The organism is Nonomuraea glycinis, assembly GCF_035920485.1.
Classification (GTDB): Bacteria; Actinomycetota; Actinomycetes; order Streptosporangiales; family Streptosporangiaceae; genus Nonomuraea; species Nonomuraea glycinis.
Map to the genome: position 1 here is coordinate 9,446,636 of NZ_CP109166.1, position 12,230 is coordinate 9,458,865.

The 12,230-nt window shown below is 70.5% G+C and carries 12 protein-coding genes; 4 read left to right on the forward strand and 8 right to left on the reverse strand.

All coding sequences use genetic code 11. The features are described 5' to 3' along the window. The first annotated feature begins 32 nt into the window (after window positions 1-32). On the forward strand, window positions 33-983 hold the full coding sequence (locus tag OHA68_RS44495; protein WP_189141028.1) for a GlxA family transcriptional regulator: 951 nt from the start codon (window positions 33-35) through the stop codon (window positions 981-983). Window positions 984-1,008: 25 nt separating this feature from the next. On the opposite strand, the gene OHA68_RS44500 is transcribed toward OHA68_RS44495, so the two are convergent. The 3 genes from OHA68_RS44500 to OHA68_RS44510 all read right to left on the reverse strand — a co-directional run bounded on the left by OHA68_RS44500 (window position 1,009) and on the right by OHA68_RS44510 (window position 3,203). After that, entirely contained in the window at window positions 1,009-1,206 is a 198-nt protein-coding gene (locus OHA68_RS44500) for a ferredoxin (protein WP_189141029.1), read from the reverse strand. 39 nt (window positions 1,207-1,245) lie between these two features. Continuing rightward, window positions 1,246-2,430, reverse strand: coding sequence for a cytochrome P450 (locus OHA68_RS44505; protein ID WP_327105629.1), 1,185 nt, complete (start codon window positions 2,428-2,430; stop codon window positions 1,246-1,248). Between the two features lie 146 nt (window positions 2,431-2,576). After that, window positions 2,577-3,203 carry a TetR/AcrR family transcriptional regulator gene (locus OHA68_RS44510; RefSeq protein ID WP_327105630.1) on the reverse strand — a complete coding sequence of 209 codons (627 nt, stop codon included), beginning with the start codon at window positions 3,201-3,203 and terminating at the stop codon, window positions 2,577-2,579. A 56-nt stretch (window positions 3,204-3,259) separates the two neighbouring features. On the opposite strand from OHA68_RS44510, the gene OHA68_RS44515 reads away from it, so the two are divergent. The 3 genes from OHA68_RS44515 (at window position 3,260) to OHA68_RS44525 (ending at window position 6,302) form a co-directional block, all read left to right on the forward strand. Continuing rightward, window positions 3,260-4,159: a ketopantoate reductase family protein gene (locus OHA68_RS44515; RefSeq protein WP_327105631.1), complete on the forward strand. Its 900-nt coding sequence runs from the start codon at window positions 3,260-3,262 to the stop codon at window positions 4,157-4,159. Beyond that, window positions 4,159-5,349 carry an NAD(P)/FAD-dependent oxidoreductase gene (locus OHA68_RS44520; RefSeq protein WP_327105632.1) on the forward strand — a complete coding sequence of 397 codons (1,191 nt, stop codon included), beginning with the start codon at window positions 4,159-4,161 and terminating at the stop codon, window positions 5,347-5,349. Before OHA68_RS44515 ends, OHA68_RS44520 begins: the two co-directional genes overlap by 1 nt. Window positions 5,350-5,480: 131 nt before the next feature. Then, window positions 5,481-6,302, forward strand: a complete 822-nt coding sequence (locus OHA68_RS44525; protein WP_327105633.1) for an SAM-dependent methyltransferase — start codon at window positions 5,481-5,483, stop codon at window positions 6,300-6,302. A 407-nt stretch (window positions 6,303-6,709) separates the two neighbouring features. Here the strand turns inward: OHA68_RS44525 and OHA68_RS44530 are convergent, their stop codons facing one another. The 5 genes from OHA68_RS44530 to OHA68_RS44550 all read right to left on the reverse strand — a co-directional run bounded on the left by OHA68_RS44530 (window position 6,710) and on the right by OHA68_RS44550 (window position 12,149). Continuing rightward, the gene (locus tag OHA68_RS44530; RefSeq protein WP_327105634.1) at window positions 6,710-7,441 is read right to left on the reverse strand and encodes a UTRA domain-containing protein; all 732 of its coding nucleotides are present in this window, start codon (window positions 7,439-7,441) and stop codon (window positions 6,710-6,712) included. 572 nt (window positions 7,442-8,013) lie between these two features. Continuing rightward, window positions 8,014-9,042, reverse strand: a complete 1,029-nt coding sequence (locus OHA68_RS44535) for a serine/threonine-protein kinase (protein ID WP_327105635.1) — start codon at window positions 9,040-9,042, stop codon at window positions 8,014-8,016. Window positions 9,043-9,128: 86 nt separating this feature from the next. Then, window positions 9,129-10,325: an NAD(P)/FAD-dependent oxidoreductase gene (locus OHA68_RS44540; protein ID WP_327105636.1), complete on the reverse strand. Its 1,197-nt coding sequence runs from the start codon at window positions 10,323-10,325 to the stop codon at window positions 9,129-9,131. Window positions 10,326-10,419: 94 nt separating this feature from the next. Further along, on the reverse strand, window positions 10,420-11,364 hold the full coding sequence (gene sigJ / locus OHA68_RS44545; RefSeq protein ID WP_327105637.1) for an RNA polymerase sigma factor SigJ: 945 nt from the start codon (window positions 11,362-11,364) through the stop codon (window positions 10,420-10,422). 62 nt (window positions 11,365-11,426) lie between these two features. Next, a complete protein-coding gene (locus tag OHA68_RS44550) occupies window positions 11,427-12,149 on the reverse strand; it encodes a TetR/AcrR family transcriptional regulator (protein WP_327105638.1) in 723 nt (240 codons plus the stop codon). Window positions 12,150-12,230 lie beyond the last annotated feature (81 nt).

Here is a 12,230-nt window from a genome sequence, read left to right on the forward strand (position 1 = left end):
GCCGGATGGCCAATATGTGAAAGAATTCGGCCATGGTGCATCGGATCGCGGTCGTCGTGCTCGACCGCTTCGCCCCGCTCGACCTGGGGACGCCGGGGCAGGTGTTCCGGACCGCGGAGTCGCCGGCCGGGGAGCGATTGTACGAGGTGGTGACCTGCTCGCCCGGCGGCGCCCCCGTACGCTGCTCGGCCGGCTATACCGTGCTGCCCGACCACGACCTCGGCGTGCTCGACAGCGCGGACACGGTGCTGGTGACCGGCGTCCACGGCGGGCAGGTGCTGCGCGACGGCACCATCGACGGCGAGCTGCGCGAGGCGCTGCAGGGACGGCCCCGGGTGATGTCGATCTGCACGGGCGCGTTCGTGCTGGCCGCCGCCGGGCTGCTCGACGACCGGCCCGCCACCACGCACTGGCGGGAGGCGGGCCGCTTCGCCAAGCTGTTCCCCCGGGTCAAGCTGGACGCCGACGTGCTGTTCATCGACGACGGCGACGTGCTGACCTCGGCGGGCATCGCGGCCGGGCTGGACCTGTGCCTGCACGTGATCAGGCGCGACCACGGCAGCGAGGTGGCCAACCGGGCGGCCCGGCGGTGCGTCATGCCACCCTGGCGGGACGGCGGCCAGGCCCAGTACATCGAGCGCCTCGTGCCGCCCGCCACCGGCACCGGCACGGCCACCACCCGCACCTGGATGCTCACCCAGCTGAACACGCCCCTGGACCTGGACGCGCTGGCCGAGCACGCGAGCATGAGCGTACGGACCTTCACCAGGCGTTTTCGGGAGGAGACCGGCATGAGCCCGGCCCGCTGGCTCAACCTGCAGCGGGTCGAGCAGGCCAGGCACCTGCTGGAGACGACCGACCTCGGGGTCGAGGAGGTGGCCAGGCGGGCCGGCTTCGGCACCACGGTCTCGCTGCGCCAGCACCTGCACGCCTCGGTCGGGGTGTCACCGCTGGCCTATCGCCACACCTTCCGCCGCCCTTGAGCGCCGCGGCGCCAGGTTCGGCCGGTCAGTCGGTCCTGACCTCGATGGCCTGCCCCGGGCAGAGTTGCGCGGCCGTCTCGACCTCGCCCCGTCTCGCCTCGTCGGGGTGTCCGTCGAGGAGCACGACGATGCCGTCCTCGTCGCGCTGATCGAACACCTCGCCGGCGGCCAGCACGCATTGTCCGGCCCCGACGCACTTGTCCTCATCGAGCAGAATTCTCATTTGAGCCTCCCTGGATGTATTCATGGCCGGGCTTCCCGGTCAGGCGTCCCACGCCACCGGAAGCCGGTGGATGCCATAGATCTCGGCGTCGTCCTTGAACGGCACTTCCTCGGCCGGCACGGCGAGCCGCAGCGAGGGCACCCGCCGGAAGAGGGTGTTGAAGACGATCTCCAGCTCCAGCCGGGCGAGGTTCTGCCCGAGACACTGATGCCGGCCGTATCCGAAGGCCAGGTGGTTGCGGGCGCCGCGGTCGAGCTTCAGCCGGTCCGCCTCGGGAAAGACCTCCGGATCGTGGTTGGCCGCGTTGCTCAGCGAGACGACGGCCTCGCCGGCGCGGATCGTCGTCCCGGCGAGCTCCACGTCGTCCGTGGCCACGCGCGAGTTGCCGAACTCGACGATGGTGAAGTAGCGCAGGAGCTCCTCGACCGCCATCTGGGTGCCCGACGGGTCGGCGAGCAGCGCGGCCAGGTGCTCCGGCCGTTCGAGCAGGGTCAGGACGCCCAGCGAGATCATGTTCGCCGTGGTCTCGTGGCCCGCGACCAGCAGCAGGAACGCCAGCGCGATCACGTCCTCCGGAGCGGCGCCGTCGGCGAGCTGCCGGCTCAGCACGTCGTCGCCCGGCTCACGGCTCTTGCCCTGCACCAGCTCGGCCAAGTAGAGCCACAGCGCCTGCATCGTCTTCTGCAGCTCGTCGGGCGGCGTATCGCGGTTGACCATGGTCGCGGTGTGGGCCTGGAAGAAGTCGTGGTCGGTGTACGGCACACCGAGCATCTCGCAGATGACCAGCGAGGGCACCGGCAGGGAGAACGCCCGCACCAGATCGACCGGCTGCGGACCGGCCAGCATCGCATCGATCAGCTCGTCGACGATCTCCTGGATGCGCGGCCGGAGCTCGGCCACGCGCCGCAGGCTGAACTCGCCGGTGATCGCGCGCCGGGCGGGACCGTGCTCCGGCGGATCCATGTTGATGAGCATCCTGCCCCCGCCGCCGGACGGGGGCACTTCATCGGCGCGGAACGAGGGATAGTGCGGATTGTCGCGATCGGAGCTGAAGCGCGGGTCGGACAGCATGGCCCGGAGGTGATCCATGCGGCTCAGCGCCCAGGCCTCCCGGCCATTGGGCAGCCGCACCCGGGTGATGCCGCCGTTGTCGCGCATCTCGACGTGCTGGGCCGGCGGAGCGTAAGGACAGGTCCGTGCGACCTGCAGGGGCTGGGAAGTCATGCGGAACGTCTCCAAGGGTCTCGAGCGAGTACGTCAGAGCTCTCGCATTTTCCGTCATTCAATCGTTTGTATGATTCAAACGTACGTTAGACTTCAAGGAAATGACAACCCCCGATACCCGCCACAAGAGGGCCGGACGCCGGCCGTCAGGTCCCGGTCGGCGGCGCGCTCATCGCTGCCGTCAGGTAGGTGATCGCCCAGCGCCGGGCCGCCTCACCCGCCACCGGGGACAGGCTGGCCGGGGGATTCTGGTAGACCTGGATGCGATCCACGGCCGTCACGGCGATGATCCCCCGCAGCCGGAACCACAACTCCTCCTGGGACAGGTCGGGCAGCGCGCGCTCGAAGGCGGCCAGGTAGCGGTCGCGGACCGCGACCTCGGACGGGCCGGTCCAGGAGCGCGCCTCCTCGGCCGGGTCGGTGATGATCGTCACGATCAGCCGCGACGTCCGGGCGCCGCCCTCGTCACCGCCCGGCATCTCGTCGAACAGCGGCCCCGCGAACGCCTCCACCAGGTCGGCGACCGTCGGGTCCGAGGTCCGGGCGAGCAGCCGGTCGAGCCTGGCGCACTGCGCGGCGTTGATCGGCTCGACCACCCGGCGGACGACCGCGGACAGCAACTCCGCCTTCGAGCCGAAGTGGTAGCCGACCGCGGCCAGGTTCGCCCCGGCGAGGTCGGTGATCGCGCGGACCGAGGTGCCGCGGAACCCGCGCTCGGCGAAGAGGCGCTCGGCCGCGTCGAGGAGCTGGGTGCGGGTGTCGGGGGTTGCCATGCGCGTACTATACATGCGTATGATCCATACAAACGTTTGACTGAAAGAGGATCGCCATGAGACTGCTCGTGTACGGCGCCGGCGTGCTCGGCAGCCTGTACGCCGCTCGGCTGCACGAGGCGGGGCTCGACGTCTCGCTGCTGGCCCGGGGCGAGCGCCTGGCCGCCCTGCGCCGGCACGGCGTGCGGCTGGCCGAGGGACACGGCCCGGCCGTCAGGCGGGTGCCGGTGCCGGTGGTCGATCACCCGGCCGGCGGGTACGACCTGACCGCCGTCTTCGTCCGCACCCATCAGGTGGACGCGGTGCTCACGTCACTCGCCGATCTCGACGGTGACGTGCTGTTCCTGCTCAACTGGGCGGCCGGCGCGCAGCCGCTGGGCGCGGCGCTCGGCCACGAGCGGGTGCTGCTCGGCTTCGGCTCGGCCGGCGGCACGATGGACGGCGACATCGTCCGCTACCGCCCGGCCGGCCTCTTGACCCGCCGGGTGCCGATGCCGATCGGCGAACCCGACGGCCGCACCACCCCCCGGCTGGACCGGATCCTGCGGACGTTCCGCACCGCCGGGATCAACGCCAAGGCCGAGCCGCGGATGGACGCCTGGCTCAAGACGCACGCCGCGTTCTCGGTGCCGCTCGGGCAGGCGGCGTACGCGGCCGGCGGCCCGGAAGCGCTGGCCGACGACCCAGGCGCGGTCCGTGACATGATCCGCCGCATGCGGGACAGCCTGGCCGCCCTGCCCGTGCCGCCGGTCCCCCGCGCGTTCGCCGCGCTGCGGACACTGCCGGAAGGGCTGCTCGTGGCCGTGCTCCGGCGCTTCCTGCGCAGCCCGACGACCGCGCTCAGCGGGCTCAACGACATCTCACCCGCGACGCCGGCCGAGCTCGATCGGCTGGCCGAACAGCTGCGTGCCGCACATGCGAAGGGCGACGCCGGAAAGGCCACGGGTGCCGAGTGATGAACCGGATCGTGATCGTCGGCGCGTCGGCGGGCGGGCTGGCCACCGCGGAGGCGCTGCGCCGGATGGGGTACGAGGGAGCGATCACGCTCGTCGGTGACGAGAACTGCCTGCCCTACGACCGTCCGCCGCTGTCCAAGCAGATCCTCACCGGCGACTGGGACGCCGGCCGCCTGGTCCTGCGCCGGCCGGAGGACCTTGACGCGCTGGGCCTGGACCTGAGCCTGGGGGTCGCGGCGACCGGCCTGGACCCGGTCGCCCGCACGGTGACGCTGGCCGACGGCGCCCGCCTGCCCTATGACGGCCTCGTCGTCGCGACCGGTGTCCGGCCCCGTCGCCTTCCGGGAAGCGCGGGGCCGGCCGGGGTGTCCACGCTGCGCACCGCGGCCGATGCCCTGGCGCTGCGGACCCGGCTGCTGCCGGGGCGTCGGCTGGTGATCGTCGGCGCCGGTTTCGTCGGCGCCGAGGTGGCCGCCGTCGCACGCGGGCTCGGGGTCGAGGTGACGTTGCTGGAGGCGGGCCCGGTCCCCCTGGCGGCGGCCGTCGGCGAGCAGGCCGGGCGCTGGCTGGCGCGGTCTCATCACGACCACGGGGTCCGGCTGCGTACCGGAGTCTCCGTCGCGCGGATCCACAGCGCGCGAGGCGCGGCGACCGGCGTCGAGCTCGCCGGCGGCAGCGTCATCGACGCCGACGACGTGCTGGTCGCCATCGGGTCCACGCCCAACACCGCCTGGCTGGAGGGAAGCGGCCTCACCGTCCGGGACGGGCTGGTGTGCGACCGGTTCAGCGCCGCGGCACCTGGCGTGTACGGGGTCGGGGACGTGGCCCGCTGGCACAACCCCCTGTTCGCCACCGAGATGCGCATCGAGCATCGCACCAACGCCGCCGAGCAGGGCCTGGCCGTCGCCCGCAACCTGCTGAACCCGGACGCTCCCCGCCCTTTCGCCCCGGTGCCGTACTTCTGGTCCGACCAGTACGGGGTGAAGATCCAGTCGTACGGATACCTGCGCGACCACGACGAAGCGGTGGTCGTGGACGGCGAGGTGTCCCGGCGGCGCTTCCTCATCGGCTACCGCCGAGGCGATCGACTGGCCGGGATCCTCGGCATCGGCATGCCACCGAAGGCGCTGCGCCACTGGCGGGCCCTGATCGCCGCCGGCAGCGCCTGGAACGCCGGCGTGATGGCCTGACCGTCATTCCCACCTGCCGAGGCCCGCACGGCCGCACGCACCGCTGGACCTGTACGCACCGATTTGAGCCGTACGGACCTGCACCAGCCCGTAAGATCACTTCGGAGATCCACAACGAGAGGAGTGGTCGCATGGGCGGCTTCAACGACGTGCCCGCCGGGATCGACGCTCGCGTGCCGAGCGTCGCCCGCATGTACGACTACTACCTCGGCGGGAAGGACAACTTCGCCTCCGACCGCGAGGCGGCCGAGAAGATGATCGAGATCGGTCGTCAGATGGGCAACGACACCCGCGAGATCGCCCGCGCCAACCGCCGCTTCCTCGGCAAGGCCGTCACCCTGCTGGCCAAGGCCGGGATCCGCCAGTTCATCGACATCGGCGCGGGCCTGCCGACGCAGGACAACGTCCACCAGGTGGCCAGGCGGCACGCCCCCGACGCGCGGGTGGTGTACGTGGACAACGACCCGATCGTGCTGATCCACGCCCGAGCCCTGCTGGCCGGCGACGCCGACGTCATCGCGGTCCAGGGTGACGCCCGGCGCCCCGAGGCGATCCTCGACGATCCGAAGGTCATCGGCCACCTCGACCTGACCCAGCCGTTCGCCGTGCTCATGGTCGCCGTCCTGCACTTCATCGTCGACGACGCCGAAGCCGCCCGGATCACCGCCACCGTCCGCGACCGGCTGGTGCCGGGCGGCCACCTGGTGCTCTCCCACCTGTACGAGGGCAACGCCGCCGACGACGTCACCCAGGCCAGCCAGCTGATCTACCGGAAGACAGCCCCCGGCGGCCTCGCCCGGCGCGGCCTCGACCAGATCTCCGCCTTCTTCGACGGCATGGACCTCATCCCGCCCGGCATCACCCCGGTCGCCGACTGGGACGCGGAGACACCCCCCGAGACGGTCGACCTGGTACGCCCCGGCATCCTGGCAGGCGTGGCCCGCGTCCGCTGAGCGCCCCGAAGCCATACAGCTCTCATAACCACGGTTATGAGAGCTTTTCTTATGGATACGGCCCGCGTAGCCGGCTGGGAGCTCCGAAGCCGGCCGAGCCGAGAGCGGCGCCGACCAAGCGAACCCATGGAGCCGCATGGTTGACACATTATCGGCGTCTCTCATAAGTACAGTTCTCATAACTGTACTTATGAAAGACAGTCACCTGGTCCCCTGAATCGGGGTCGGCTGCCATCTGCCATCGCCGTGACGAAATGGTCAGCGGCATGCGTCAGGGTGTGGTTCGGCCGGCGCTACGACAACATGCCCGGTCGCCGGCCCGCGCCTGGCGGCAGCTGCGGCGGCCAGGGTGGGATACCTCCTGCCGGCGGCGACTAGCGCGGCAACGTGAGCCGAGAGTCAGTGACTCAGAATTCGTCGTGCCCGGAGACCTGGCCGATGGAGAAGATGTGCCGGCTCGCGGCGCAGATCGTCTCCAGTACGTGGATGGGCGTGCCTTCAGCGGAGTAGCTCGCGCGGAGCACCTGGACGACCCACTCGCCGGCCTCAAGCTCCAGCGTCTCGCGCTCGAAGGGCGTCGGCGGCCGGGCGGTCAGATGTTCCTCCGCGTGCCCGAACGAATAGCCCAGGGCGGTCAACGCGGACTGAAGGGACGGCTGTACGAACTCCGGCTCGGCCAGCCTGGTGCCACCGAACAGGTCCGCGCGGAAGTAACTCGTCGCGATGCGCACCGGTACGTCGTTCGCCGTCATCATCTTGCGCCGGGCCACGATCTCCGCACCGGGCTCGACCCGCAGGCAAGCCGCCACATGATCTCCAGCAGGCTCCAATCCGACGTAGAGCATCCGGCGACCGGCTTTGAGCCCCTGCCGCTCCGCCTCCGCCAAGAACAGAGACTTCGACCCCCGTACGGCAGGCTCAGTCGGTAGCGCCCGGTACACCAGCACGCGAGGGGCCGGCGAGGCAGGACCTTCCGGCGCGCGAGCCGCCGGTCCTTTCCGCATCTGCGAGATGCGACCGGGCGAGACCCCCAACCGCCCGGCGATCTCCTCCAGGCTCATGCCGTTCTCCCGCGCCTCGGCGATCGCCTGCCGCCGCATCTTGGCCGCCTCGGCCACCAACCCCTGCTCCTCGGTCATGAGTCGGCTGAGGAGACGGGCTCGTTCCACAGGATCGCCTACCTGCGCGACCTCTCTCAGCGTCTTCAAGTCCATCCGGGCCTAGCCTCCTCGGCAACCGACCAGACCCCCGCCTATGGGACGAACGGTGCTGCAACACCACCCGCAGACGGAGGTCTGAAGCATCGAGAGCTTGGGGCGTCAACGATGCAGGACCAGATTATCGCCGTGCCCGAGTGCGGAGAAAACGCAAGCTGAGCTGTCCGCAGTACTTCTGGGCGAGACTCTCCGGACCGAATACGGCATTCAAGCCGACATCCACGCTGGATACGATCTCGCCCTGGTCTCGGTCTGGGTCGGGCTCGTGGTCTGGTGCGACGGCGAATGCTACTGGTGGCGTGCGGGCTGGGATGAGCCGCGCAGGCGAGTGCTTTACGCCCGCCCTCTGGCCATCGAACCGTCTCGGGCCGCTCGGCGGATCGCCTCCCGCTACGCAGATGTCCGAAAACAAACTCCGTGCTCGGAGGTCATGGGTGATCCCTTGTACCGCCGCGCGAGCTTGCGCCGCCTGTGTTCAAGCCACGCAGCGGACTTCATGGACCGGCCGCTGAGGCTCTGCGGAGCTCTTCGACGGGGTAGGGGGTTCGTTTGGTTTCGGTCGTGAGTCGGCGGTGGAAGTCGTGCAGGATCAGGGCGGCTGCCGCATGGCGGTCGATGATCGTGGCGAGGGTGGGTGGGACGGGCCGGGGGTCGCGCGCGAGCCGATTGCGCAGGAACGACTCGTGCTGGGCGTCGTCGTGGCGGAGGCCGGGCAGGTGGTGGCGGAGCAGGTGGGTCGCCATGTAGTGGCGGTCGTAGGTGAGGTGATCGGTGAGGAAGGCGGCCTCGGCCGGCGAGAGGTCGAAGCGGGACGACAGGGCGAGCCCGAAGTCGGCGAAGTAGAGCAGCCGGCCGTCGGTCAGGACGTTGTGGAAATGGGCGTCGAAGTGGACCAGGCCCTGTGCACTCATGAAGGCGGCCCCTTGGGCGAGCTGCTGCTCGGCCCAGGTATGCCGTGCGACGTCCTGGCCGTCGGCGAGCCATGCGCTCAGCCTGTGCGGGATGTGCTCCAGGAAGAGCACCAGGCTGAGCGTGGATCGGCCGATGGCCTCCAGCCGCTCACGCACGGCCTTCGAACCCTCCCAGTGCTTGACGGCGCCGTCGATGCCGCCGAACTCGTCGGCGAACCCCGCCGGAGGGGAGTCCGGGATGACCCGCCAGTGGTACATCAGGGGGAAGCTCTGGAAAGTGTTCCCGAGAACCCAGTCGGTGGTCATGGTGTGGGTTGCCAGTTCGCGCCAGGCGCCGAATCCGGCCGAGCCGAGACCGTACTGGTAGAAGGTGGGCAGGTCGAAGAGGTTGGCCGTCGATCGGGGGTGCTCGGTCTCGAGGTCCGTCAGCGGGACCCGCTTGACGAAGACCTGCCTTCCGCCGATGTCCAGCTCCGCCGACCTGCCGCCGATGCCGGAGCCGTGTGCCGGGGCCGTGGCCACGAGGTCGGCGATCCGGCGGTCGCTCAGCGTCGACAGCCGGGTGGAGACGGCCTGGTGGGTGGCCAGACGCGCGGCGTACTGCGGATGCATGGGCCGTCTCTCCCGGGGTCGTGCGGAGGTCGGAGTCGTCAGGGTACTCGCCATGAGGCTTCAGCCCTGGTCGGCAGCTTCGTGCGTTACGCCGGCTCCTTGACGGCCGGGCCCGTCGCAGCCTGTTCGCGCGTGATGTGGCGGCGGCGGGTCGGTAGGCCGAGCATTGGGTTGGCGACTCCCCAGGCGGCGCTCTTGCAGATCAGTTCCTTGTAGACGGCGGCGAGCCGGCCGGTCAGGGCCGCCCGCACCGCGCGGTCGTCGGCGGTGACGTACTGGATCAAGCCCTCCTTGCGGCCCAGTGAGATGCACTGGTTGACGTAGCGGATCGGCGCGTTCGGGAGCTTTCCGCCGGTCAGGCGGGCCGCGATCGTGTCGGCCGCCTGCCAGGCGGTCGGGACTCCCGAGGCGCACGACATCCGCAGCGGCTTGTCCCCCGGGCCCATCACCATGGCCGCGTCGCCGATGGCGTACACGTCCGGGTGTGAGACCGAGCGCATGGTCCCGTCGACCACGATCTGGCCCGTGCCGGTGACTTCCAGGGCGGTCGCCTTCGCGATGGGGTGGACCGCGAAGCCGGTGGTCCAGACGGTGACCGCGGCCGGGATGGTCCGGCCGTCCGCGGTGGTGATGTGGTCGGCTTCGACGCCGGTGACCTCGGCGTGCTCGTACGTGGTGATCCCGAGCTTGCCGAAGACCTTCCGCAGGTGTGCGCGGCCCTTGGGCGAGAGCCAGTCGCCGAGGCCGTCCTGGGCGGCGAGGGCGATGTCGAGGTCGGGGCGGGTCTCGGCGATCTCGGTCGCGGCCTCGATGCCGGTGAGGCCGCCGCCGACGACGGTCACGGTCTGCCCGGCGTCGAGGCGGGCCAGGCGCTCGCGCAGCCGGAGCGCTCCGGGGCGGCCGGCGATCTCGTAGGCGTGCTCGGCGGCCCCGGGGACGCCGTGGGTGTTCCAGCCGCTGCCGAGGGCGTAGATGAGCGTGTCGTAGGCGAGTTCCTCGGCGCCGGGCGTGTCGGTGACGGTGACGGTTTTGTGGTCTACGTCGATGGTGGTGACCTTGGCGAGTCTCAGTTGGACGCCGGTGCCCGCGAACATCTCGCTGAACGGCCGGGGCTTGAGGTCCTGGCCGGTCGCCAGTTGGTGCATGCGGACGCGTTCCACGAAGTCGGGCTCGGCGTTGACGAGGGTGATGGTGACGTCCTCGCGGCGGAGCCGCTTGGCGAGGCGGCCGGCGGCGATGGCTCCGGTGTATCCGGCTCCGAGGACGATGATGCGGTGCTGCATTTCCTCGCTCCTGTCTGTGCGCGGGTTCGCCCTTTGAACCGGGCAGCCCGTCATTTCCTGACAGGAATGCGATGTGAAGCACCTCACACAGCGCTCAGAAGACGGTGAACAGGGGCTCCCCGTGGTCGGCGACCGCCCACTGCGCGGTCGCGCGGTCGAGCTTGTCGGGGTTGACCTGGTGCCGGAACGCGGCGATGCCCTCGGCGGTGATCTCCAGGAACATCACGCCGACGACCTGGCCGTCCAGGACGGCCACGACGGCGGGCTCGCCGTTGGCGGTCCAGGCGTAGATCTCGGGCGTGCCACCGACGATGGCGCGCTTGGCCTCGCCGGGCGTGAACAGCCCGCGCAGGAACTTCGCGACCGCGACGGCGCCCTCGAACGCCTTGGTACGGGCCGGGACCTTCCCCCCGCCGTCGCCGATCGAGATGGCGTCGTCGGTGAGCAGGCGCACGAGCGGCTCGACCTGGCCGCTGGTGGCCGCCGCCAGGAACTCCTGGAGGATCCGCCGGGCGGCGGCCTCGTCGACCTCGGCGCGGGCCTTGCCGTCCGCGACGTGCTTCTTGGCGCGGTGGAAGATCTGCTGGCTGGCGGCCTCGGTGATGTCGAGGGTCGCGGCGATCTCCCGGTGCGGGAAGTCGAAGGCCTCGCGGAGCACGTAGACCGCCCGCTCGCTGGGGGCGAGGCGCTCCATGAGGGTGAGGACCGCGTAGGAGACGGATTCGCGCTGCTCGGCGGTCTCGGCCGGGCCGAGCATGGGGTCCCCGGCGAGCAGCGGCTCGGGAAGCCATTGGCCCACGTAGGTCTCGCGGCGGGCCCGTGCGGAGCTGAGCTGGTTGAGGCACAGGTTGGTGAGGACCTTCGTCAGCCATGCCTCGACGACCTCGATGCGGTCGACGTCGGCGCTCTGCCAGCGCAGGAACGTCTCCTGTACGACGTCCTCGGCCTCCCCGGCGGAGCCGAGGAGACGGTAGGCGATGGCCTCCAGACGCGGCCTGGAAGCCTCGAACCGGTCGACGTCGTGCGCGGTCAAGGCCATGACCCGATCCTAGGTCGCCCGGCACGAATCGGCCGCCGCCGCGATGAGCCCCTTCGGCCGCTTCACGCTCGCGCTCCGGCGATGCCGGCCTGGATGCCGTCGAGGAGCCAGTCCAGGCCGAGAGCGAAGCTGGTGTCCCAATCGCCTTCCACGGCAAGGGGGCCATGGGCGGCGAGGGCCGGGTATCGCTCCCGGTTGGCGTGCAGACGCTCCCGAGCGGCGCTCCGCACGTCCTGCTCCGCGTTGGCCGGCCAGGTGGCCTGCATCAGCCCGGAGCCTATGACGTAGTTGGACAGTCCGTACGCCGCAGCGGTGAGGTGAGGTTCGACGACCCCGGCCTGCAGAAGGGTCGCGTACATGAACTCGCTACGGGCCAGCACGTTGGGGCCCAGCATCGGACGGCTCAGGAGCGCCGCCGACCAGGGGTGCCTCAGCAGGACCGCGCGCCACCCGTTGATCAGCGCCGTGATGCCGGCACGCCACCCCTGGCCGCCCTCCGGCGGAATCTCCACCTCGGCGAAGATCGCGTCCAGGGCGAGGTCGAGCACGTCGTCCTTGGTCTTCACGTGCCAGTACAGCGTGGTGGAGCCGGTACCGAGTCGTTCGGCCAGGCGCCGCATGGTCAGCCGGTCGGCGCCTTCGGTGTCCAGGAGGGTCACGGCTTCTTCGACGATCCGATCTCGGCTGAGCGGCGGGGCGTCGCGTTTCCGCGCGGACGGCCGCAGCCACACCTCCCCCGGCGTTCCTGATCGGCGTGGTCCCGGCTCTGCCTTGCTTGCGTCCACGGGAGCGAGTCTAGTATGGCAGTCGAGGACTGGATCGTTGATCGAGTGTCTAGAACACCGATCCTGAAGACGTCTGCGTGA